The following is a 24,098-nucleotide window of genomic DNA, read 5'->3' as shown; positions in this document are numbered from 1 at the left end:
CGATCAGAATAAGCGAGAAACTCTATTCTTCACGATCATATCGCGGCCTTCGATCAGACCAGTCACCAGGTAGTTTTTTGAGATTCTTGTCTAGGAATTTAAGAATATCAATTTCAAGACCTAAACGCTTCCCAAGCATATCAGTGCCTCGAAGCTTTCCACGGTACTCCTCAAGCACGTATTTCGTTTTCAGCTCCTTTGGAACGGGAGTTGGAGACAACTGCGTAAATAGTTTTTTGGCAGAACCTCGATCAAGTGAATCACTTTTAGTCGTACATACTAAAAAACTGATTCCGAATAATGGATCTCGCAATCGCATCGCAGGACGAGCAGAGGTAACACCTGTTACACTGTTAACCGGTGAGATTAATACCATTGCTCTAACAGTTTGTCCTTTGGGAGTTTTGGCCGCGAGCACAGGTGCATCATCATAAGGAATTTTACTCCAGTCAAACAGGGCATAATTTAAAGCAATTGGAACACTCATGTCTGAAGCGATAATTGCTGTCTTCTGCATATTCAAGCGTTTTTTCTGATGTTCTTTATAGAGAAATCTCCAGACTGCTTCCATATCCAGGGCAATCATTGCCTTGTAATCTAATGAGGACAACTTTGACTTCGTTCTCCCTTTTTGATTTTTGTTTCCCCCTTGGTCAGCTGAGTTCCCTTTACTTTTCCCATGTTTCCTCAAATCAACGGAAATGACTGCATATCCATTTTGCTGTAAGATGGGGGCAAACTGGTTATCCCACGTTCTTTTACTCCCCCCCTTCCCATGTAAAAGCACAACAACGGGCGCATCAGCGGCATTACTCGATTCGTAATAAGTAATAGAAATTGGCCAACCACCTTGCGCTGTTAACGTAACTTCTTTCGGCTTGGGAGGCCCTTTTGAGTCTTTACCCTGTGCATACAATGCACTCGTAGTCAAAAGTGAAATGACCATGAATGTTAAAACTGGTTGGGCTAACTGACTCTTCTTCATACAGAGGAAAAAGTTTTTCACAGGGACTCCTCATAGATGGGATAAAATCTTTTCGGCTTCAAGCTTGCAGTTTCGGGGGATCCCGATTATCCAATATGTTAACTAATTTATACCTTTATTCTATGGATAATTTGTAGCGAGGTCAATTAGTGGTCTGTAGTTTTAAGCCCTTTAACAACACCACGATCAACCCTACTATTCATAGTTGAGCCATACGACAACACTATTTTCAAACTGCAGAACGACTCTTTATGTCATTTTTTACTATTTGATTGGCAGAAGACACATGCAGGAAGAACATCCTGAAGAAATCCCGAAACCATTTCTGGGACTGCAAAGAGATGACCAGTTTTTTCTGGGTACGCTCTTGATTGCGATTCTGGTTCTCGCAGTAATCTATATTGGCCAACTTTCCCGCTGGGGTACTGAACCGATAGAAATCAAAAGACAAAACCATCTACCTTATGACTATCAAATTGACATTAACAAGGCGACATGGGTTGAGTTTGCACAATTAAAGGGAATTGGCCCAGTCTTGGGAAAAAGAATTGTTGCATACCGAGACGAACATGGCCCCTTCCAGTCGATTGATGATTTATTGATGGTCAAAAATATTGGCCCAGTAAAACTAAATGAAAACCGAATTTATTTCAAACCAATACCAATTTCCCCTGAATAACTATGCAGACGATCAAGTCCTGTTTCATTTTTATCACAACGCTTGGGTCACCGACTCATTTTTTTCTAATTAAATGTCCTCAGATTCTCAATTCTTCTCCTGTGCTGTCTGTTGTTAGTTGATTCCTCGCTCATTTCCGGGTTGAATAGGCGTTTCAAACAATACTCCTGATCCAGTACTTCTGGCTGATCACGCCCGAATTCGCGTTCAATTAAAGGGTTTACTTTTTATGGCAGGTTTTGACCACGGGTCCAACGAGCCTGATGAGCAAGAAAACATCGAGACGATTAATCGTAATACTCGTTGGGGTCTCAAGCTATTCGCCGTTTATCTTGTCCTTTATGGCGGGTTCGTTTTTCTAAATACGTTCTCTCCTGCAAAAATGGAGGTCGTTGTTTTTGCTGGATTAAATCTGGCAATAGTTTATGGCTTTACTTTAATTATCGCTGCATTTGTGCTGGCGATTATCTATGGGTGGTTATGCCGTAATGATCTTTCCTCCTCAAGCTCTGAAAACGAGGAGGTAGCTCAATGATCTATGAGCCCTCTTTCATGGCAGTGCTTGTATTCGGAGTCATTGTCGCCATTACACTGGGACTTAGTTTCTGGCTCGGCGCAAAAGCAAAATCATCAAAAGGCTATTTTGCTGCCGGTGGTGGGATCCACTGGTTTATTAACGGAGTCGCATTTGCGGGAGATTATCTCTCTGCAGCTTCGTTTCTAGGCATCTGCGGTATGATTGCCTTCTATGGTTATGACGGATTTCTTTACTCCATTGGATATCTGGCTGGCTGGATTGTGGCACTCTTTGTGATTGCAGAACCGCTCAAACGCATGGGGCGTTTCACTTTTGCCGACGCGTTAGACAGTAAGTTTCAATCGAGGGGTATTAAACTGGCGGCTGCCATCAGTACTCTCGTAGTCAGTATCTTTTATCTGATCCCACAAATGGTCGGTGCCGGCGTTTTAATTACACCGCTACTTGGATTCCCCCATTATGTTGGCGTGCTGATGGTGGGAACGATTGTCATTTTAATTGTTGTAACAGCAGGCATGGTCAGTACGACTTATGTGCAATTCCTGAAAGGTTCATTGCTTGTTATCTTCAGCACGGTTCTGACCGTCCTGATCCTACAACGAGGTCTTTCAACAGATCCTGAAAATCATGGAAAACCAACACATCACTTCCAGATTTTTGGTCCTGCTGCTTCCGATAATATCGATTACTGGAAATCAGAATTAAAACTGGATGACAAAGACACACTGATTCCTTTGAACCAAGGAGCCTGGGCAAAAAAAGGTTTTCTTCAGCTCACCAAAGATAAAATTGTCAGTTATTGGAAATTAACAAAAAATTCAGAGCAACAATTCTTTCTATCGGAAACGCAATATCAACAAAAAAATAAAAATGGTTCGATTCTTATTAATGGACTGCCTCAAGGAAGCGGTGAAGGACAAACCGATTTCTATCCTGTGGGGCGCATCAGTAAGTTACCAAATAACGAAACGAAAACAGGCTCTCTGGGACCTGCGGAATTTCTCAGTACAATCCGCGAGAGTGAATTGATCCTCTGGGGCTCCGAAACGATCAAAGAAAAAGATGGTACAGTTCTGACCATCTATTTCCCCAAGCCAACATCAGGCCAAAAAGTTCTCAGTCCGGGCAATCACCCCAAGTTCGCAGGTATACGTGGCGATGATATTTGGGGGAAATTAAACTTCCTGTCTTTAATGCTTGCTTTGTTCTGTGGGACAGCTTCACTTCCCCATATTCTCATCCGGTATTACACAGTCAAGGATCAAGCGAGTGCCAGGAAAAGTACAATTGTTGGTATCGGAAGTATAGGCTACTTCTACATTCTGACATTGTTTATGGGTTTCGGAGCCATGACCAGTGGAGCGCTTGATGTAACGAACTCTAATATGGCAGCCCCACTTCTTGCCAAAAGTATCGGTGACTGGCTGTTCGCGGTAATTTCTGCGATTGCTTTTACGACCGTCTTGGGAACTGTGAGTGGACTCATTATTGCTTCTAGTGGTGCTGTCGTACATGACTTGATGTCGAGCTTCATGAAAATCGAAATGAACGATTTTGCAAAAGTCCGCATTGCAAAAATCGCCTCAGTTGTTGTCGGTGTGATCGCTATTATTCTGGGAATTCTGTTTGAGAAGTTCAATGTGAATTATCTAGTTGGCTGGGCATTCAGCGTTGCCGCTTCTGCAAATCTACCCGCCTTAGTCATGCTGTTATTCTGGTCCAAGACGACGAAACAGGGCATTACAGCTGCAATCTTTGTCGGTATGATGTCCTCATTAGGATGGATTCTGCTAAGTGCAGACACTTATAAAGGCGTTTATGGACTCTCACCAGAGAGCGCCATCGTTCCATTCAGTCAACCAGGTCTGGTTACAATTCCATTAGGCTTTCTAACCCTGGTAATTGTTTCACTCTTAACACAACAGAAATCTGTAGGAACTGAACAGTGACAGAGCATCCATCAGAGCAAGAATGGTTGACGGCAACCGCACTTGAAGACGAGTATACTGTCTTCTTTCGATTGCTACCAAAGATTCCGGAAGCGATTTCTACTGCTGATTTTCCAGATAGAATTGAGATTATCTGGTCTTACCAATCACCTAATGACACCGGTATGCCTGCTGCGGAAGATCAGCAAAGAATGAATGAATTTGAAGAACGGCTGGAAGAAACTTGGCTGAATACGGGTAGTGGTTATCCGACAATGCTGATTACTGGAAACCAGATCTGTCAATGGCAATGGTATGTTAAACATATTGATCAAGCTCTAGAGGCGCTCAATGCAGCACTGGCTGATCTGCCGGAATTGCCAATTGACATTCACACGGAATCAGACCCCGACTGGTATGCTTATTCTAATTTCATGCAACAGATAACAAAATAATACTATCTTCTTCAGGTTATTTTCTTTGCTCTCAAGAAGTAGAATGCGTTACTTCAACTGTAGAATCGCCTGGTCGTGCTATCTCACAGGCATTCTTTCCAAATCGATCCAAAATTTCGTTCACGGTAGAACGAATCGTAATACACAAGCCATCCAAATCCAAATCGTCTTCATCCAGACCAAATGGTTCTTCAACGGAATGCGCAATCACTTCGATCCCAATCATGAAATAGGCCAATATGATTGTTAGAGGCACAGTCCAGAACCCGAAGTCATCTACTAATCCCCAAGGAAGCGTACACAAATAGAGCGAAATACAGTGACGAACAAACAGACGATAAGAAGGCGAAAGACGAGTCCGGCGAATCCGCTCACAACCTCCGCAAATTTCCATTAATTCACGGATCTCAGAATCCAGAACTCTTAATTCATCGCCATCAATCACACCCGATCTCTTCCAGCCAATCACTTTGCGGTAAACGAGATCTGCAATATAAGCGGGAATATGACGGGGAGGCGGGTCTATTTGCTCCAATTCAGGAAACATGGCAAAGTCATCATCTTCGCGTAAATGGTCCCGCAATGCTTCGGGAAAAGCGACAATTAAATTTCCCAGCTCCCGAAGTTCATCAGCACCGTAGTTAGTGAATTCACGAAATTTGATTGCCATATTTCGGCTGACATTTACCAGCTTGCCCCATAGTTGGCGGGCCTCCCACCAACGTGCATAGGAACTGTTTGTCCTGAATACGAGTAGTAGACCAAGTACTAACCCGAGAGTCGTATGTAAATCGGAAGACATGTCACCCAAACTCAAAAACTCTTTAGCATGGGTTTCTGAGAATCCAAGCGCGATCAGCAGTCTTTCGCTATGATTTTTGAGTACGGGGATAAGACTATACACCCCTAATAATCCCGCATAGAGAGAGATACGTCCTAAAGTTCCTAGTTTTTTCTCGATAAACGAAAGATTTAATTCGGCATCAGCGGCCATAAATGAAATTTCCCTATATCAATTAGACGTAATTTGTCAGTCAATCTCGCGTTAGAGAATAAAGGAACTCTAATTTTTTCGCCCCAATAATACAACTGATGTATCATCGTGCCTGCCAGATCCGTCTGTAAAAGCGTTGGAATCACGGAACAAGTTCTCCAAGGCCGATTCCAATTGAGAAGACCGAGACGCTTGCAATGATTGCATTATGCCAGGAATTCCAAATTCGCCGAAGCTCTCTTTTTCCCCAGGGAACGCCTCTGCCAGCCCATCTGTAAAAATCAACAGCCGGCTGTTAGGAGGCAGAATCGAGGTATGGATGTCGTATTCGACATCGGGCACTATTCCAAGCGGGAGCCCACCATCATCATTTGTGCCTAATTCATATGTCTTATTTGTCTCCAGTTCATGCACAATTGGAATCGGTGCTCCTGCTGACGTCCATTGAAACTCATTCGTCTTCGAATTTAAGATCCCATAGAGCAGAGTAATAAAGCCACCATCATCATTCACTATCGCCTGATTGCAAAGGCGATCATTCACATCGGAAACAAAAGCCGCGGTATCCAGATACTTGTTCGAACGAATCATGCCCACTAAGGTGTGCATCGTCATAATCGACATGCAGGCTTTCATTCCGTGCCCCGATGCATCTCCCACTAACAAGACCAGATTTTCATCGTCCAGCATGAAGACATCGTAATAGTCTCCCCCCGCCAAAGTCACAGGTTGTCCGCCAAACACACGAATCTGTGACGATTCATATCGTGCCGTCACATCATATCTCTCAGGAGAGATGAGATCACTCGGGATAATTGATTCTTGTAATTTGCGTACCGATTCGACTTCTTCGCGCAAACGTTCTGCCACAAATCGTTCACGTTCCGCTTTGACAGAATCAACAACGCTCTGCAATGTTGTTTCAAGGAGGAACATAAAGTCCCCCCCTTCATCTCGAATAATATAGGCACGCATTCCCGCCGTTAAAAAACGGGCTACATGAAACGTCCCTTGAGTCGGACAGGCACCCACAACGGGAGTATCAAGATGTTTCTGACGGATTTGCTCGAAATGCTCAAACGCCGTTTGAGGGTCGGGATTCATAATGGACATCAAAATGATATCCCATGACTGTCCATTTAAAACTTGTGAGAGAAACTCTTCAGTCGTATTACAGATGACCAAGTCATTTTCACTGACTCCAAGGTAGAGCGAAATAAGATCGCTCTCTTCTGGATTGTCCCAACCAATAAGAATTCGCATATATGGCCCCTGATAAAATCGAATTCACTATAATTTAACTGGAACATCATATAGTATTAATAGTCTAAAATCGACATAAATCTATTTGAATCGCGTGTTAGCAGGAACCCAAAAACTTCATTAATAACTTAGACTATCGGGTTATCAGACGTGTACATTTTCTTTGAACACAGGACGATTACAATTCTGTAATAAACTGAACAAGTCCATTTTTCATTCTAATGATTCGTTTTAAGCAAGGAGCCTTTTTTGCCTAATCATAAATTATTTGTTCGAAGTCTCATCAATGGGTTTTTGTTACTAGTTGTTTTTCAAACCTGCCCCTGCTTTTCAGCAACTGAAAGTAAAAAACCAAACATCGTCATTATTCTGGCAGACGACCTCGGTTTTTCTGATCTCGGGTGTTATGGCTCTGAAATCGAAACGCCACATCTAGACCAATTAGCGCAAGAGGGGCTACGATTCTCTCAGTTTTATAACGCTGGCCGCTGCTGCCCGACCCGCGCTTCGCTGATGACGGGACTCTATTCACACCAAGCAGGTATGGGCTGGATGAATCGCAACGACAAACTTCCAGGTTATCAGGGGGAACTCAATGAACACTGCGTCAGTCTAGCTGAAGTGCTCTCATCTGCTAACTATCAATGTTACCACGTTGGTAAATGGCACCTCACGTATCGCATGCGGAAAGCCAATGAGAACTGGCCCCTTGGTCGCGGATTTCATCATGCATACGGAACAGGAGGAGGTGGGAATTATTTTGCTCCCAAACTACTTTATGAAGATAATCGCCTGACGAAACCGCCTCAAGAAGATTATTATATTACGGACGCCTTTAGTCAAAGGGCCGTTGATTACTTAAAAAAACACTCGCAGGAAAAGACGGACAAACCATTTTTTCTCTATCTGGCATATACAGCTCCTCATTTTCCACTACATGCCAAACCAGCCGATATTACCCGCTATCAGAGACAATACCAAACAGGCTGGGATCAACTCAGAGCAGAACGTCACCAGAAGATGCAAGAGATGGGCCTGATTAATTGCCCGCTCTCTGCCCGTGATCCTGATGCGAAACAATGGAACACACTCTCCCAAGCTGAGCAAGAAGAGTGGGACCTGCGAATGGCTGTGTACGCTGCCATGATCACCAACATGGACCAAGGAATTGGCAAGGTACTCCAGCAAATCGAAGACATGGGAAGCGCAAACAACACCATGGTGCTGTTCTTGTCCGACAACGGTGCCAGTGCAGAATTTATCGACCGGGGGCACCAACCAGGTGCAGCGACTGGCACGCGTGAATCATTCCGCTGCGCAGAAGTTGGCTGGGCCAACACTAGTAACACTCCCTTCCGCTTTCATAAAATGTGGATGCATGAAGGGGGTATCTCGACACCTCTGATTGTGCGTTGGCCTGCACAAATCCAACAAACGGGTGGCTGGACGAATCAAACAGGCCACGTGATAGACCTGATGGCAACCTGCGTTGATGTTTCAAAAGCAAAGTACCCGACTATGAAAAAGAGGCAGAAAATTACTCCCCTGGCAGGAACAAGCCTGCTACCTATCTTTCAGAATCCAAAGAAAACGGAACAACGGACACTTTTCTGGGAGCACGAAGGCAACAAAGCTATTCGTCAGGGAGATTGGAAGCTCGTCAAACAACACAAACAAGCTTGGGAACTTTACAATTTGAATCGTGATCGAAGCGAACTTACTAATCTAGCGAATGTACATCCGGAACTGGTTTCTACACTTTCAAAATCCTGGAAGACATGGGCTCAAAAGTCAAATGTTGTCCCTTGGGAAACATTACCTCAGCCCGGCTATCGTAAAAAAGGTCCGGCCTTTTATCGAAAAAAGTAAACTTTCATTTGAATCTCTGATATCGGGATGACATCATGCCTAACCGCTACAAATTGCTTCTATTCGTTATCTGTCTATTTTTTACTCCTGTTGTCGATCTCTATGCGGAGGAATCACCACAGTCAACGAAGCCGAATATCATTCTGATTCTGATTGATGACATGGGTTGGCCCGATCCTAGTTGTTATGGACATGCATTTCATGAAACGCCAAATATTGATCAGCTTGCAAACGATGGTGTCCGCTTTACTGATTTTTATGCAGCTTGCCCTGTCTGTTCCCCCACGCGTGCCAGTATTCAGGCAGGACAGTATCAGGCACGTCTGCATCTGACTGATTTCATTCCCGGTCATTGGCGTCCCTTTGAAAAACTGATCGTGCCCGAGAATGCCCCTCACCTGCCACTGGAAATTGTAACTCCCGCTGAACTGCTGAAGACAGCAGGCTATAAAACCGCTTACTTTGGTAAATGGCATCTTGGTCCTGAATCGCATTATCCAGATAAGCAGGGCTATCAAACTTCGCTCGTCACAAAAGGTCGCCATTTTGCACCACGATTTCGAACTACTCCGAAATCGGATGTCCCCAAGAAAGCGTATCTGGCCGATTTCCTGACTGAGAAAACGATCGAGTTTATGCAACAAAACAAATCCCATCCCTTCTTTGTACAACTCTCGCATTATGCGGTCCACATTCCGCTAGAAGCCAAGCAAAAAGAGATTGAAAAGTATCAACAGAAACCAAAGCCTTCAACTGGTGTGAATAATCCGGTGTATGCCGCGATGGTGGCGCATGTCGATGAGAGTGTGGGGCGTATTGTGCAAGCACTAGAGGAATTACAGCTCTCTGAGAACACAGTCGTCATCTTCAGTTCTGACAACGGTGGCCTGCGACAAACATTTTCTGGTGGCGAAACGGTTTCCACAAATGCCCCCCTTAGAGATGAAAAAGGATCACTTTATGAAGGAGGCATCCGGGTTCCACTCATTATTAAATGGCCCGGAGTTGCCAAAGCGGGAACAACCTGCGCTGAACCGACCATCAGCGTCGATTTCTGGCCTACGTTCGCTGAAATTGGAAAAGCAAAATTGAAAGAACATCAAATCATCGATGGACTAAGTATAGTCCCTTTGTTGAAAGATCCTTCCAGTCGTCTTGATCGAGACGCAATCTATTTTCATTATCCCCACTATCATCATTCAGAGCCTGCAGGCGCCATTCGTACTGGTAACTGGAAGCTGATCGAATTCTTCGCCGATGGTAGACAGGAGCTTTATAATCTGGAACAGGATCTGTCTGAAACAACCAATCTATCAGCAGCGATGCCTCACAAGGCCGCTGAATTACAACAAAAGTTATTAGACTGGAGAAAAACAACCGCGGCTGCATTGCCTCAGAAAAATCCCAAGTATGATGCCCAGCGGTCGCCTGAGTGGTGGAGTCGACGAACCAATCAACCAATCAAGAAACAAAATCAGAAGAAAACAGGCAAGGCAAAAACATAAAAGATCAAGCGATCCCCTCTCACAGTTTACTCCCGGTTTGTTATTACATTGTGTATACTTCAGACCAGAAGTTGCTACTTTTTCTACCTTTTAGATCGTAAACCCAATATGTCAACAGTTCAAAATTCACCACTTTTAAAGCTCCATTCAGACGATAATATCGCTATCGCTCGCAACTCCGTGACCGAAAACCAGGAGTGCGCACTCTCTGAAAACGAGAGTGTGACTACTCGAGAAAGCATTGATCTGGGCCATAAAGTGGCTATTCAGAATATCGCCAGCGGTGAACCAATCCGTAAGTTTGGACAGACAATCGGCTTTGCTACCATCGATATTCTAGCAGGTGACTGGATTCACAGTCATAATCTGGAATCAGGGGTCTTGAGTTTGGACTACGCCTATTCAACGGATGTCCCAACCCCACCAGAACCCATTAAAGGCCGGACTTTTATGGGCTATCGCCGTCCGAATGGGAAAGCAGGCACCCGAAATTATCTGGCGATTATCAGTACAGTAAACTGTTCTGCAACAGCCTCCAAATATATTGCCAGGGAATTGGCTCAGACGTCATTGGAAAATTACCCCAATATTGACGGTATCATCCCGCTGGTTCACAAAGGTGGGTGTGCTATGCAATATGATGGGGAAGATCATCATCAGCTGATGCGGACTCTGGGTGGATTTGCAAAACATCCGAATATCGGCGCTTATATTGTTCTGGGATTAGGTTGTGAAACGGGACAAGGTTCGTTTCTCTCTGAATCCGAAGGCCTTGTCCAGCTAGAGAACCCCAACGAACCTCAAAACCAAGGCCCTCTAGTACTCAATATCCAAGATATAGGAGGCATAGCCAAAACAGTCAAAAAAGTAACCACACTTTTGAAAGAGTATCTACCTCAGGTAAATGATGTCACACGCGTTCCGATTCCGGTCTCGGAACTAATTCTAGGTACGGAATGCGGCGGTAGTGATGGAAACAGTGGTGTGACTGCCAACCCCGCATTGGGAATTGCCAGCGATCTTTTGGTCGCGCATGGTGCGACCTCAATACTAGGGGAAACACCTGAGATTCATGGTGGAGAGCACCTTCTCACGCGTCGATCTATCACCCCTGAAATTGGTAAAAAGTTAATCGACCGCATCAAATGGTGGGAGGAGTACACCGGAAAATTCGGTGTCGTAATTGATAATAATCCGTCCGTTGGCAACAAAAGAGGTGGTTTAACCACGATTTACGAAAAGTCATTAGGTGCCATTGCTAAAGGGGGCAGCAGTGCATTGCGAGAAGTCTATCGATTTGCAGAACCTGTGACTGAAAAAGGATTTGTCATTATGGATACTCCAGGCTATGACCCGGCCTCGGTAACAGGAATGGTCGCCGGTGGGGCAAATGTTGTGGCATTCACAACTGGTCGCGGAAGCTGTTTTGGTTGCAAGCCAGTCCCCAGTATTAAAATCTCGACAAATACCCCCATGTATCATCGAATGCAGGATGACATGGACCTTGATGCAGGCAGAATCTTAAATGGTACTTCTGTTGAACAGGTGGGTCAGGAAATCTTCGAGCTGATCATTGAAGTGGCCAGCGGTAAAAAAACAAAGAGTGAGGTCCAAGGCATAGGAGACGAGGAGTTCTGCCCTTGGAGTATTGGACCAGTCCTCTAATTCACGCATTCAACCTATTCTATATTAGACCATGATTTCTTTGATTTATTTCAAAGCTAAGATCTGATCTACCCTAAACTTTTTCTCTATCTATCAAAATAAATTAGACTTATAACAAAAAATTGTGCCTACCCCTCGTCTTGGTAAGTATCCATGCGATCACACTTTCATACCCCATCACAATCGTTAAAACTATTGAAACTGGAAAATTCGGTATCTTCCGAATAATCGCTACAGTTTACCAGAAGCTCTGTCCGATATAACCAGCAACAGACTCCGCGCTTTCCCGTTTTAGACGGCGCGAATTGTTCTCAAAGTTTCCGCTGTTTGTAAGGACGTATAGATGCGGCTTCTTCATTGGCTAGCACCGGTATTGAGCATCGTTCTGATCTCACATGCATACTCGATTGTTCAAGCGCAGGGTGGATATCCTCCTCCGATGACACAGTCAAGTATGATACAACCTGTATCGTATAATTTCCCAGGATTCGCTCAAAATGCGCAATCGATGGCGGCCTCTCCACAGCCTAACTTTTTTCAAGGCGTGACAAATGGATTGACAAGTCCATACGGTTCAGCTTCAAGACCTGGAATCCCTATGAACGTCAACCCACAAGGAGCATTAAATGCATTTCCGCAAATATCTCCTTTTGAAAAGATGTTTCAACAACATCGCATTGATAATAATGGCTTATGGTCATACAGAGATAGTAATGGTGGAAAAAAATATTTCTTCAGCACCGAAGCACTATTCTCTCGATACCGTTCTCCAGGTAGTACCCTTCTCGGAAATGTTGGGACAATCTCATATTTTAATTTGGTCGAAGATGACTTAATCGCTGCCACAGATGAAGAATTTGCGGATACAGCAGAAGGCTTGAATTTCTTTGATTCCACGACCTTTGACGTCGTTCCGAACTTGAACGCACCAGGAACTAGACTTCGCTGGGGATGGACTAATGAAGATCAAAGCGGATTTGAATTCACTGGTTGGTGGCTTGCTCGCTCTGATTCAGAATGGTCTGCCATTGAGACTTCAACTCATAAACCACTCGCCGAAAATCAAGCAATCATGGATATTCTGTTGTCACCACCCAACTTCATTGACCCTACGGGTACCGGTGTGGTTTCCTCTATCCCAGGTGTGACAACAGCTGAAATCAACACCATTTTACAACAAGAATTGATGAATTTACGTTCCTTGCCACTCGATGACGGATCAGTCAATGGTGTTTCTGTTCCATACGATTTGGATTTCAGGATTAAAGTAGTCAGTCAAGCTTGGGGAACGAACGCAACTTGGATGTCGACACCAGTCATTGACCAAAAGAGCCTGAAAGTTCGAAGTCTTGTCGGTGTAAGATACATGCAAGTGAGGGAAGCTTTTGGGTTCGTAGGTCGTGATAGCGGGTTACTTTATAGTGACGCAAACAATATTGCAGGTATCCGACCAGACTTGAAATTGTTCTCACACCCTACAGGAACTGATGAAAACGAAGATGGCATCATTGATAACGCTGGTGTCGTGGAAGATGAAGATGGTGGTGGAGGAGGAACAGGTACTACGACAGCTTTCTTTGCCGCACCTCTCGATCCTGTAACTGGACTGCCTGTGACCCCCACAACAACCGTCGTGAACAGCCAAGTTGATACCCATTTAGCTGGGCCTGAAATTGGTATTCAATTTGATTTAGGTGGTGATAAATTTAAAATCTGGGGCCAAACGAAACTGGGTTTAATGGCTAATCAGGAAGAAATCGAACTGAGCGGAGACAACGTAGGTATGATTACCCGAGCTGATCCAGATGATCTGGATCGTCCCAAGGCATTAATTGACCCTACTCCCGATAACCCCAACCCGAACGCGTTTAGAGATGAAACTTCACATACTCACGTTTCACCAATTTTCGAACAATCCATCTTTATGGAAATGGCGATTTTTGACAAAGTACCTGTTTTGAAACGAATGAAAATCCTTGAGGAAGCAAAATTCCGATTCGGTTATACTTATATTATAGCCGGTGAAATCGCCAGACCTTTTGATAGTATTCGTTGGCAAGGTATGCCTACCAGAGGACTATTTCCATCAATTGAGATCGAACGGGAAAAATGGAGTGTGGGCTCATGGAGTGTGGGTATTGACTGGCACTATTAAAATTTGTTGAATTAAAAATCATAAATTGAATCTAACCGGCATTAGGATAATCCAGGCCGGTTTTTTTCAATTGTTCCTTTCTTAATCCAATCGTTTCAAGATCACATCTCCCACTGTTCCATTCTCAGTTGGATGACTGCGGTCTTCCCCTTCCACTTGAAACCAGATATCGAGTAATCCAGTTCCCTCGGATAACTCAAAATTCGCCATTGATTCGCTCTGCTTTAAGTACTCGTGAGTCTGTCGACCTTGCCAGTACACGATCAACTTACCCGATTTTTGTACCTGGCCTTTATCAATTTGGATTTTATACAAACCAGAGTGAGTGATTTTCACCATCCAACCTTGAGACCTTCCCTGAAAATAATTCCCATCCTGATAGCGGCATAAAACACAAGGACTTTCTTTTTCTTGGTTGACGATGATTAATCCTGGTTCAAAGTTTCGGGATTGTCTCATCGATAAAAACCAAGATTCATATTGTTGTCGTAGTTGTTGAGCAATCTCAGTTTTAGTCTGTATCAGGTTATTTTTTTCTCCTGGATCGATTAAAATATCATACAACTCCAAAGTAGGTTCATTACTTCTCATCAGATTTTCATTACCAAATGTTCCCGGATAACCAACGAGCTTAAAACGACTCGTGACAACTGCAGAATTTTGGTATTGCTGCGGTGTCAGCCCTCGGTGGACCTGAAAAAAAGACTACGTTCCGGTAATACTTTGCTCTGATTCAAAAGAACCTCCGAAAGATCAACTCCATCGAGTTCCAGCGATGCAGGTAGAGGTGTTTTTGTCAGTGCTAACAAAGTCGGCAAAATATCAATATGAGCTGCAATCAGATCACTTTTCGTTCCTTCCTGAAATCGTCCTGGCCATTGGGCAAGAAAGGGGACACGAATCCCTCCCTCATAAGTCGATGATTTTCTACCTCTCAAACCAGAATTGAATCGCTTTTGCTGTGGTCCGTTATCGCCTATAAATAGGACAATGGTCGTGTCTAATAGATGAGATCTTTTCAGATACGACATTAATTTGCCCACATTGTCATCTAAGTTCGAAATCATTCCATAAACTTTGGCAGTGGTCTCATTAAGCCCCGCTTTTTGATACGGCTGCCAGTACGACGGACTCACTTCTAATGGTGTATGTGGGGCATTGGTAGGCAAATAAACAAAGAACGGCTGTTGATCTGTTTTTTGTCGATCAATAAAATCGATAGCTGCTTTAAAAAAAACATCAGAGCAATAACCAACCACTTTTTGCTTTGTACCGTTCTTCCATAACCAGGGATTCAAATAAGAATTCGGTTGATCTGGCGATTGTCCAAGGCCACCACTTTTATGAATGAGTGATTGCTCGAATCCCTGATCTTGAGGGCGCATCGGAAAATTATCCCCTAAATGCCATTTGCCAAAAATTCCAGTTTTATAACCAGCATCTTTCAATAGCTCAGCAATCGTTACTTCGTCCCCATGCATCTTAGCCCCACCGCGCGAAGTATGTATCACTCCAGTACGATAGTAATATCGGCCCGTCATCAAGCTAGCTCTTGTTGGTGCACAAACCGGACTGCAATAAAAACGGCTTAATTCGATGCCTTTTGCAGCCATCTGATCCAGATGAGGTGTCTTAATTTTTGTATTTCCATGAAAACCAACATCACCATACCCCTGATCATCAGTAAGAATTAATACGACGTTTGGACGCACCGATTGAGAGACCTTTGCATGAGCAGAAAAAAGATCTCCTAAAGCTAATAGGGTTCCAGATATCATGAAAACCTGCTGGATAAATCTATATCTGGAATTTAATGAATACATAAGTCGTTTCTTTCTCAGTTAAATAAAACGATTCGCATTAATTGAATCCGCTTCAAGGAGAGGTCTCAAGTGTATTTCTAACTAATGCTTCTGATTATTTCGTTGCACCAGAGAAACAGATGACGTAGAATTTCAGGTAGAGATGCCCCAAAATGAGGATGAGCTTTCATGAACCAGAAACGATTAATCGATCTCAGCATTTCTGTCTGTTGCTTAGTTTGTTTCCCACTTACTCCGGGACGCGCACAGGAAGTCCGAATCCAGCAACCCATCGTACAACAATTCTCAACAGGTACAACAGTCAGTGTGCCTGATCGAGGTCGTGCATTATTGGGAGGGATCAGTTCAGGCGCTACGAGATCAAAGCGTTTCGGTCCATTTCGACGTGGTTCTTCATACGGTCAAGAATTTCAAAGTTCGACGAGTAGTGTGGGAGTCTACATCCATGACTTTGAGGCAATGGACCGCTTCCTGTTGAAGAGCGCTACTTCAACTGCCAGCAGAATAGAACCACCTTTCCAGACAAATCATTCGTACTGGAAACAGCAACTTTTATCTCAACATTTTCAAACGGCTAAATCGAAAAATTTCTCGGGCTCATTCGGCAAGAGTCAAAGATCTTCTTTACATTTGAATCAAATCACTCGATCCAAAGCAGAACGTTTTTTTGAATTAGGTCAGAAAGCAGAACGAAAATATGCGACATCAAACGTCGCGAAATTACACTACCGCATGGCTGCGAAATATGGCAGTGTGAAAGCCAAAGAACGATTAACAAAATTGAACGCTCACCAAGCAAAAGGTGAGTAGTTAATTAAGCCGCTTCTTCAGAATTGCCATCTGCAATAAAAATCCGATTGGGAAGATGGACTTTTGCGTAACGTTCTCCCCGCGCGTCATAAAAGTAGACCATATTGGAGTCAGAAGCCCAGATTGCTCCTAGACGGACACTTCGAGGACCATTAATAGAAAATTGCAACCCACAGCTTCGATTTCGGCGTCTCAATGCCATTTCAGACATTGAAAACTGTTCTTCGAGCAAATTCTCTTTTTCACAAAGTGTTTTGTGAATGAATTCTCGAAGCTCGTTGAGTGATTGAATATTTTCTACACTGCTGCTCATTCAGTATCCCTCTCGCAAAAAATTTCGTTCACCTGTTTCTTCAGTTAAGACTGATGCTTGACAACAAGAGACTTAAGGGGGGTAAACAGGTTGACCTCTCGAATATCGTCCAACCTAACAAACATCTCTGAGAAGAATTAGGATGCCGTTCTCTTTGTTATTATTTGATAAGATTATGAATCTGATTTATTCGTTACCTCCTTGACTTATTTCTGATTTTCCCAATGATTCAAAAAATATCACTATAGAAAACACCTCGTGCCCTCATATTTTAAGAATCTAATTTTGAAACGAGGCCGCATTCGCTGTGTATTATTTATCTAACCGGACCAGATTGTTAAAATCCCTCACTTTCGTCCCCAAAAGTGAAGTCTCGGTGAAAGCCATTTTTCTCTTCAACAAGGAAAATCCTCACATCCGGTAAATTTACCGGATACAAAATAGTTTGTATGATGAGTATTTAATAAAGATACCAAATAGATTTTTTGCTTAAAATTTGTTCAATAAAACTATCTATAAAGAGGATATCCTGAAGTGCCCTTAATCTCGTCCGAGTCGCTGCAAAACTTTGTCAAATCGCTCCTACTGCAAGGAGGAGCGAATGACGAAGAAGCACGTATCGTTTCAAAGAGTTTAGTTGACGCTAATTTACTCGGTCATGATTCTCATGGAGTGATGCGTTTACCCTTTTATCTCGGACGAGTAAAAGAAGGCATTCTTAAAGCAGGCGAGAAGCTGCAGATTTTAAATGAAACTCCCGCTGCTATCGCAGGTGATGGTTGCTGGGGATTCGGTCAGACAGTCATGCACGACATGATGAACCGTCTGATTGACAAAGCAGCTAGCCTGGGAGTTGCTTGTGGAACACTTAAGCGGGCTTCACATATCGGTAGACTTGGAGAATATGCAGAAATGGCTGCTGCTCAGGGGATGGCATCCATTATCTGCGCTAACACTCATGGCTCAGCCCCGCGGGTCGCACCGGTAGGAGGCAAACGTCCTCGGCTCGGAACAAACCCTATTTGCATTGGAATGCCTGGAGGCGTTGAAGGTCCCTTTGTACTTGACTTTGGCACTTCTGCTACTGCAGAAGGAAAAGTTCGCATCAAAAAAATCGCCGGCGAACAAGTCCCCCCCGGTTTGATTTTAGATCCTGATGGAAATCCTACAACAGATCCCAATCAGCTTTATGGAAATCCTCCAGGTACTATTCTGCCTATGGGGGGTGATCAGGCTTACAAAGGATTTGGCCTTTCCTTTATGGTGGAAATGCTTTGTGGAGCGCTCTCAGGAGGACAATGTGCTTTTCCAGATCCCCCCCCACCTCAAGGCAACTGTGTCTTTATCATCGTCATCGATCCCAAGCATTTAGGTGGGCAAAACCATTTGCTGAATGAGATCACCAATCTGGAAAAGTATGTCAGAAATGTTCCAATGAAAGAGGGTATTAACGAAATCTTCCTTCCCGGTGATCCAGAAAAGAAAACTGCCACTGTCCGTAAGGAAAAAGGGATTTCACTGGATCGTGGAAACTGGGAAGCGTTAATTCAACTTGCCGAGGACTTAGGGGTTGAAGTCCCAAAAGTAGAAGAATAGTGTCTGATACTAGAACGCTTCACATTTTACCGTAGCATGTCTCAATCTAATATACTCGGTCCAAATGGCCTTGGAGACGCTACAGTAAAACTGGATACCGTCAAATGGCCAATGATCATCACATCGACGAGCAAACCACTTCTACAGACAAAGATGCGCGGCTATATGTCCCTATAAACGATACAGAAAATATTGAGGTTTCGGTAAAAACATCTACATCGAAAGAGTATTGTTTTTCAAAATTTCCGGGAGAGGATCATTTCCATCTTTTAATGCACGGAGAAATCTATGTCACGAATGGACATGAGATGTACTGTTTAGACTGTGCTATTAGACAGGGTCTTCTCACAAAAGATCGCTTAAACTGGCAGCATCAAAAGAAATAAAATCCCGTCAATCATCCCGCTTACGGTTACGCATTGACAGGCAAAATTGTTGTCGCCTTTAAGTGATCTTCAGACGCATATTCCGGATCAGGCTCATGTTGAACGAATTGTTCCGCATCTGACCACCACTCCGCAGCTTCTTCCTGAGTCCATTCTTTGAGTTTGAGTGCCTTGAGTGCATCACTCAACTCTTCTGCTTTCTGATAGCGATCCTCGGGCTTCTTCTCCAAGCATTTTAGAATAATCGCTTCGAGTTCCTTACAAATTTTTGGATTGATTTCTGTCAAAGGTTTTACAGCCTGACTAGCATGTGCAAACACAACTTTCAGGGCGCTCTCCCCTTCAAATACTGGTTTTCCTGTCAACAAGTAATAGGCAGTCGCCCCTAATGAATAAATGTCTGATCGGAAATCGGGCTCCCCATCACCGGTAACAACTTCTGGACTCGTGTAAAGGGGGGAACCGACAACAGCACCTTCCATTGTTAACTCGAGTGAGTTTTTCTCAGGACGGTTGTCCTTGACCAAACCAAAGTCAAGTAGCTTAGCAACATCATACAAACCACCACGTTCGGCAGAAAAAATATTTCCCGGTTTGATATCCCGATGAATCAAACCTTTATGATGTGCTTCTGCTAGTGCGGAGCAAACCTGTCTTAATAGATAGACAACTCTTTCAGGAGGAAGTTCTCCGAAACGTTCTACGATCTCTTGTAAATTGAGTCCGGGCAGAAACTCCATAGCATAATAAAAGGTGCCTTCTTCCGTATGTCCATAGTCGTAAATTTCAATCGTATTCGGATGGGTTAAACCTGCGGTTGCCTGAACTTCGCTCTCAAACCGCAGCAGGATATTCTCATCGTCTACTTTATCTCGACGGATCAATTTAATAGCACATGGACGCTTGAGAAGTCTATGTTCTGCCAAATAAACTTCTCCCATACCTCCCGTACCAATCTGCTTACGCAAAGTATACATACCAACGCCTTTCGCGTCGAAGGCTTCGCGCCTCAGGCTTCCCACACGATATGATCCATAAATAGCCGTACCAGCAGCGATGGAGAGTAAAATGATCATCTCAGATAAACCACCGGTGTAAAGTACTTCAGAAACCGCTGTCACTTTCATCCCGGTCATGAAGGCACCCACAATCGGGCTGATCACCATCAGACTCACCACGGTTGTGACCCCCCGGAGTGAATTTGGAATAAAAAACCCGTAGGTATAAATCAAGACCATCCAGGGAATAACGGTTTTTAGAGGAAATGCATAAGCCACTTTACCAATCAAGACAGGATCGCAGGCACAAAGCTCGCTAAATTGGAACCAGATGAAAAATAATGCAGGCGCTCCAAATGTAATCGCTTCACAAATTCGTAATCTCCAAAGACATAAACAAGGCTTGATCCAAAGTAGACCAGAGACTGCCAGCAAAATTCCGGTCAGTATCGATTCCAGAATCAGCATCTCTTGCCCATGTGCTTCGAGATATTCTTCGAGTACGATTCCTCGAATTAAAAACGCTGCCGTTGCGAGTGCGAGGAGAAGAGAAGCCATTCGCAGACGGTTCAGCAAAAGCACTCGTCCCTGCTCTTGAAACATGCCTGAGGTGAGGCACGAGAAACCACTCCGGCATGAGGACAAAACTTGCCTGCTTCTTTATTGCGTTCCTGAGAGTGAAATTCCATCGGAATTGCAGGAACTATCGTATTTTGGTGGTCCACTGATGAAAAAGCTTCTTGTTTTGAGTTCATCCTCAAAGTTCCCGCGCATATTTAATATTTATGTGCAAAAATCGAATCGAGTTTTAAGAGCAAATCTCATCATTAGATAATCGGAAAGACTCAATCAGTTTGGTACAAGCGCTGATAGTATAAACTTGAGATCATAGCCTCTACTATATTTATGATAAGAAGAACTACTTTTTGAATCATTATACGTTGAAAGATGTGTGAATTACAGTACCTTTTACTGACTCCAAATAAATAAGCCGTCAATCCTGTAAACCGTTACAGATCAGAAGTTTATAATTTTTAAACAGACTTTTTCTGATAACACTCCCCCAAGTGAACCATCATCTCAAGTGCAAGTAGATCGGCACGAGCCATCACGTGTCTCGAACTTCTATTACCAAGTCCTTTTATAATCAATTCCACACATTCGAGGTGGAACTCAAGCACTTTACGGGGTGTTAAATTAGCATTAGATAACAAATCGGAAATTTGCAAAATCTCGTCTTTCAAACTTCCCGAACCCATGATGACATAAGTTCTTAATAATTCCTGATAATAGTCTTGTACTTCACGAGGAATCTGGAAGCTCTCGGAAACCTGTCTGGAATCATAATGATTCCGGCTTTTTTCTAAAAACAAATCTGTCTCAGTTGTGTCAACTTCATTGGGAAAGGTAAGTGTTTGCAACTCTTCAACCATTAACCGTTGCTGTTTCAGGAGTTGCTCTGCTTCATCACGCTCTCGAACTAATCTGCGATGATTTTCCACCATCAGACGATGTTTGTCTTCACGAAGTTGCTCTATCATTATCGAACGTTTTATTGAGCCCAGCAATACCGGAGACTCCCACATCGCTGCTGAGACCAAGACTTCGGCCTGATATTCAAAAGCAGCCAAAGCAACGTGATCATCAGGCTCTGAGAGAACTAATACTACAGGATCGTGGCAGCTACTACCTCGAATGGCTTTTAAAAGTTCTAGTTGTCTTGTTTTGCTTTCATACAATGCTCCAATCAGCAAACAGTCATAACTATCATTTCGCAGGAGTAAGAGTGCCTCTTCCGAGGTCGATACCCAATCAAAGCGAGGCTCTACACATCCGATTTCATCAAGCCCTAAAGCTAATCCGACCCAAATTGGTCTCTTGTCGCTGACGAATAGCAATTTTAGTTGAGAGGGTATGAATGGTTGCTGAGACGATCGTTGAGTTTCTTGCAAACCTTTTTCAGACGTATCAAAATTTGCAGACTGCTGTATTCTAGACTGGTTTTCTACATCTCCTTCAGAAGAAGAGAGTCCACTCTGATTGACTTTATGATGTTTTACGCTCATATCCAGACCTGCATTTCGCCAAGAATATAGAGTTTCTCAATCAAAATTGTCAATACAAAGCTGTTATGGATACTAGCTTTACACAATATTTAAAATGACCGTGATCTCTAAAAAATAAGGTCTTCTGCCTTAAAAACAGGACCTTCTACACAAGTTCGACGGTAGTCCCATTCATTCTCGCTGATCCGTACTTTCGCAACACAACTGAAACAAGCCCCAAAACCACAGGCCATCGGTGTTTCCAGTGAAAGCCAACAAGAAATTTGTGACTCCATTGCAATCTGGCTTACGGCTTCCATCATCGGTTCTGGACCACAACAAAAAATTTTGGCGGGCGGATTTGGCCCATTTATCTGTTGCTGTAACAGTTCTGTTACATAACCATGATGTCCAAATGAACCATCGTCGGTAGCAACTTCGACATTGAGCCCGTCCAATTTAAAATCATCCAGGCCGGCAAGGTAATCTTTTGAACGTGCACCGTAAAGCAAACTAACCCTTTCTGGAAACTCATCAAGAGTACGCTGTCTCTGTCCATATTCTCTTTGAGCAAGTGCCTCTCTTGCAGTAGCCAGAAAAGGAGTTTGTCCAATGCCACCTGCCACCATCGTCAATCCGCCAACTCCTGGCTGGGGAAAACCGTTCCCAAGAGGTCCCCAAACTTCGACTTGATCTCCTGGTTGCCAATGAGTCATCCGTGTCGTCAATTTACCTACAACTACATATCCAAAGTCCACACCGACTGGTTGTCCTATTTCGTTTAAATAAGTGTCATAAAGCGCAAACGGACGCCCTAATAAGGGGTCATTGACTCCTGGCTCCCGCACCATAAAAAACTGTCCCGGTAGAATTGTCTTAGCGATCTGGGGACAATCAAGCCGAATACGATATGTAGACCGCGCCATTAGTTCCTGTTCGACAACTGTAGCAAAAAGATATTCTGGTGGTGCACAATTACCGAATTGAGAGATCGCCGTCATTTCTGCCTTCCTGATCGTGTTTGTTTTCCTTGCGTATCACCTATGATTCTTCGGCGTGGCGTCCCTGGTTGAGATACTGTCGACCCCTGTTTATGCTTCTTTCTGGCTGTTTTTTTATGTGCTGGAGTTTTATGGGAAGGCTTCTTGTTTAACGCTTTTTTCTCAGCAGAAATTCGAGACGGCCTGGCTTTACCTGGAACTACACTTTTACGACCTTTACGACGACGAATATCGGGGGAATGTTTATCGGTCAACATTTCCCGTAATTTTTTTAACTCCCAATCCGTCAATCGTCTGAACTCGCCAGATTTGAGATTACCGAGATTCAATGGACCAAATCGAACGCGGATTAACTGTATGACTTTATGACCAATGCGAGCCATCATGCGGCGAATTTCTCGATTTTGGCCTTCATGCAGTGTCAATTCGAGAAATGTACTCTTTCCTTGCTTGCGCAAGGGCTTCAATCCGGAAACCCGAAAGACCCCTTCTTTGAAACGAATTCCCTTGCGTAATTCATTCAATTTTTCACGAGGAGGATTTCCTACAACCTGAACCTGATACGTGCGAGGAACCCGATAACGAGGATGCGCCAGTCTTTCGGCCATCTCACCATCATTCGTCACGAGTATTAAACCTTCGCTATTTTCATCCAATCGCCCCACTGTGAATAATCTTTGATTCTCCTTGGGAAAAAGGTCGATGACTCTTCTTCTCCCTGCAGGATCATTGTTCGTGCAAAGAAAGCCTGACGGTTTATTCAACAGGTAATAACGTTTGGGTTGAAGGCGAACCCGCTCTCCATCGACACAGATCACCTGTGTCTCCGGGTCAATCTTCGCACCTAACTCAATCACTTCCTCACCATCGACAGTAACCCGTCCTGTTTCAATGTACTCTTCACAATGTCGACGGGACCCTAAACCTGTTGAGGCAAGAAATTTCTGTAGACGAACTAAGTCTGCATGAGCCGTAGGTTGATCTGATTCGGCATCTGGTTCTTGTGGAGCTGTCGGGGGACTCATGGTACTTCAATTATGGAAAAACTCGAGAAAATGGCTTTTAGGACTTAAAAAGCATCACTTCCTTA

21 protein-coding genes are annotated in these 24,098 nt (G+C 43.7%); 11 read left to right on the top strand and 10 right to left on the bottom strand.

What is annotated here, in order from left to right; all coding sequences use genetic code 11:
• Nucleotides 1-22: 22 nt before the first annotated feature.
• On the bottom strand, nucleotides 23-1,006 hold the full coding sequence (locus V202x_RS19055) for an alpha/beta hydrolase (RefSeq protein WP_145178289.1): 984 nt from the start codon (nucleotides 1,004-1,006) through the stop codon (nucleotides 23-25).
• 265 nt (nucleotides 1,007-1,271) lie between these two features.
• On the opposite strand from V202x_RS19055, the gene V202x_RS19050 reads away from it, so the two are divergent.
• From V202x_RS19050 to V202x_RS19035, 4 genes are all read left to right on the top strand, one after another.
• Nucleotides 1,272-1,664 carry a ComEA family DNA-binding protein gene (locus tag V202x_RS19050; RefSeq protein ID WP_197992966.1) on the top strand — a complete coding sequence of 131 codons (393 nt, stop codon included), beginning with the start codon at nucleotides 1,272-1,274 and terminating at the stop codon, nucleotides 1,662-1,664.
• A 229-nt stretch (nucleotides 1,665-1,893) separates the two neighbouring features.
• Nucleotides 1,894-2,199 (top strand): DUF485 domain-containing protein, encoded by a 306-nt coding sequence (locus V202x_RS19045; RefSeq protein WP_144985371.1) that lies wholly within the window; start codon nucleotides 1,894-1,896, stop codon nucleotides 2,197-2,199.
• The gene (locus V202x_RS19040) at nucleotides 2,196-4,151 is read left to right on the top strand and encodes a cation acetate symporter (protein ID WP_145178287.1); all 1,956 of its coding nucleotides are present in this window, start codon (nucleotides 2,196-2,198) and stop codon (nucleotides 4,149-4,151) included. Before V202x_RS19045 ends, V202x_RS19040 begins: the two co-directional genes overlap by 4 nt.
• A complete protein-coding gene (locus V202x_RS19035; protein ID WP_145178285.1) occupies nucleotides 4,148-4,585 on the top strand; it encodes a DUF695 domain-containing protein in 438 nt (145 codons plus the stop codon). The genes V202x_RS19040 and V202x_RS19035 overlap by 4 nt, the downstream gene beginning before the upstream one ends.
• A 31-nt stretch (nucleotides 4,586-4,616) precedes the next feature.
• Here V202x_RS19035 and V202x_RS19030 read toward each other — a convergent pair whose 3' ends face one another.
• A complete protein-coding gene (locus tag V202x_RS19030) occupies nucleotides 4,617-5,579 on the bottom strand; it encodes a bestrophin (RefSeq protein ID WP_145178283.1) in 963 nt (320 codons plus the stop codon).
• 69 nt (nucleotides 5,580-5,648) lie between these two features.
• On the bottom strand, nucleotides 5,649-6,842 hold the full coding sequence (locus tag V202x_RS19025) for a PP2C family protein-serine/threonine phosphatase (protein WP_145178280.1): 1,194 nt from the start codon (nucleotides 6,840-6,842) through the stop codon (nucleotides 5,649-5,651).
• 249 nt (nucleotides 6,843-7,091) lie between these two features.
• Between V202x_RS19025 and V202x_RS19020 the strand changes: the two genes are divergently transcribed.
• The 4 genes from V202x_RS19020 (at nucleotide 7,092) to V202x_RS19005 (ending at nucleotide 14,036) form a co-directional block, all read left to right on the top strand.
• Nucleotides 7,092-8,711: an arylsulfatase gene (locus V202x_RS19020; protein WP_145178278.1), complete on the top strand. Its 1,620-nt coding sequence runs from the start codon at nucleotides 7,092-7,094 to the stop codon at nucleotides 8,709-8,711.
• A gap of 35 nt (nucleotides 8,712-8,746) precedes the next feature.
• Nucleotides 8,747-10,216: a sulfatase gene (locus V202x_RS19015; RefSeq protein ID WP_145178276.1), complete on the top strand. Its 1,470-nt coding sequence runs from the start codon at nucleotides 8,747-8,749 to the stop codon at nucleotides 10,214-10,216.
• A gap of 108 nt (nucleotides 10,217-10,324) precedes the next feature.
• Nucleotides 10,325-11,881 (top strand): UxaA family hydrolase, encoded by a 1,557-nt coding sequence (locus tag V202x_RS19010; RefSeq protein WP_145178274.1) that lies wholly within the window; start codon nucleotides 10,325-10,327, stop codon nucleotides 11,879-11,881.
• A gap of 343 nt (nucleotides 11,882-12,224) precedes the next feature.
• The gene (locus V202x_RS19005) at nucleotides 12,225-14,036 is read left to right on the top strand and encodes a hypothetical protein (RefSeq protein ID WP_145178272.1); all 1,812 of its coding nucleotides are present in this window, start codon (nucleotides 12,225-12,227) and stop codon (nucleotides 14,034-14,036) included.
• A gap of 81 nt (nucleotides 14,037-14,117) precedes the next feature.
• On the opposite strand, the gene V202x_RS19000 is transcribed toward V202x_RS19005, so the two are convergent.
• Both V202x_RS19000 and V202x_RS18995 read right to left on the bottom strand, forming a co-directional pair.
• Nucleotides 14,118-14,627, bottom strand: coding sequence for a hypothetical protein (locus tag V202x_RS19000; protein ID WP_145178270.1), 510 nt, complete (start codon nucleotides 14,625-14,627; stop codon nucleotides 14,118-14,120).
• Nucleotides 14,628-14,713: 86 nt separating this feature from the next.
• Nucleotides 14,714-15,814, bottom strand: coding sequence for an arylsulfatase (locus V202x_RS18995; protein ID WP_197992965.1), 1,101 nt, complete (start codon nucleotides 15,812-15,814; stop codon nucleotides 14,714-14,716).
• Nucleotides 15,815-16,027: 213 nt separating this feature from the next.
• On the opposite strand from V202x_RS18995, the gene V202x_RS18990 reads away from it, so the two are divergent.
• Nucleotides 16,028-16,669: a hypothetical protein gene (locus tag V202x_RS18990; protein ID WP_145178265.1), complete on the top strand. Its 642-nt coding sequence runs from the start codon at nucleotides 16,028-16,030 to the stop codon at nucleotides 16,667-16,669.
• Nucleotides 16,670-16,673: 4 nt separating this feature from the next.
• Here the strand turns inward: V202x_RS18990 and V202x_RS18985 are convergent, their stop codons facing one another.
• Nucleotides 16,674-16,982, bottom strand: a complete 309-nt coding sequence (locus tag V202x_RS18985; protein WP_145178263.1) for a hypothetical protein — start codon at nucleotides 16,980-16,982, stop codon at nucleotides 16,674-16,676.
• Between the two features lie 534 nt (nucleotides 16,983-17,516).
• Between V202x_RS18985 and V202x_RS18980 the strand changes: the two genes are divergently transcribed.
• Both V202x_RS18980 and V202x_RS18975 read left to right on the top strand, forming a co-directional pair.
• Nucleotides 17,517-18,578, top strand: a complete 1,062-nt coding sequence (locus V202x_RS18980; RefSeq protein WP_145178261.1) for an Ldh family oxidoreductase — start codon at nucleotides 17,517-17,519, stop codon at nucleotides 18,576-18,578.
• 104 nt (nucleotides 18,579-18,682) lie between these two features.
• Nucleotides 18,683-18,964 (top strand): hypothetical protein, encoded by a 282-nt coding sequence (locus tag V202x_RS18975; RefSeq protein ID WP_145178259.1) that lies wholly within the window; start codon nucleotides 18,683-18,685, stop codon nucleotides 18,962-18,964.
• A gap of 26 nt (nucleotides 18,965-18,990) precedes the next feature.
• On the opposite strand, the gene V202x_RS18970 is transcribed toward V202x_RS18975, so the two are convergent.
• From V202x_RS18970 to V202x_RS18955, 4 genes are all read right to left on the bottom strand, one after another.
• Complete coding sequence (locus V202x_RS18970) at nucleotides 18,991-20,520, bottom strand: serine/threonine protein kinase (protein ID WP_197992964.1); 1,530 nt, start codon at nucleotides 20,518-20,520, stop codon at nucleotides 18,991-18,993.
• Nucleotides 20,521-20,996: 476 nt separating this feature from the next.
• Nucleotides 20,997-22,028 (bottom strand): hypothetical protein, encoded by a 1,032-nt coding sequence (locus tag V202x_RS18965; protein ID WP_145178255.1) that lies wholly within the window; start codon nucleotides 22,026-22,028, stop codon nucleotides 20,997-20,999.
• A 107-nt stretch (nucleotides 22,029-22,135) separates the two neighbouring features.
• Nucleotides 22,136-23,008, bottom strand: a complete 873-nt coding sequence (locus V202x_RS18960) for a dihydroorotate dehydrogenase electron transfer subunit (RefSeq protein ID WP_145178253.1) — start codon at nucleotides 23,006-23,008, stop codon at nucleotides 22,136-22,138.
• Nucleotides 23,005-24,033: a pseudouridine synthase gene (locus V202x_RS18955; RefSeq protein ID WP_145178251.1), complete on the bottom strand. Its 1,029-nt coding sequence runs from the start codon at nucleotides 24,031-24,033 to the stop codon at nucleotides 23,005-23,007. Before V202x_RS18955 ends, V202x_RS18960 begins: the two co-directional genes overlap by 4 nt.
• Nucleotides 24,034-24,098: the final 65 nt, after the last annotated feature.

It is taken from the genome of Gimesia aquarii (assembly GCF_007748175.1).
GTDB classification, from domain to species: Bacteria; Planctomycetota; Planctomycetia; order Planctomycetales; family Planctomycetaceae; genus Gimesia; species Gimesia aquarii_A.
The sequence above is the reverse complement of the archived record's forward strand: the minus strand, read 5'-3'. Positions and strand labels throughout refer to the sequence as shown.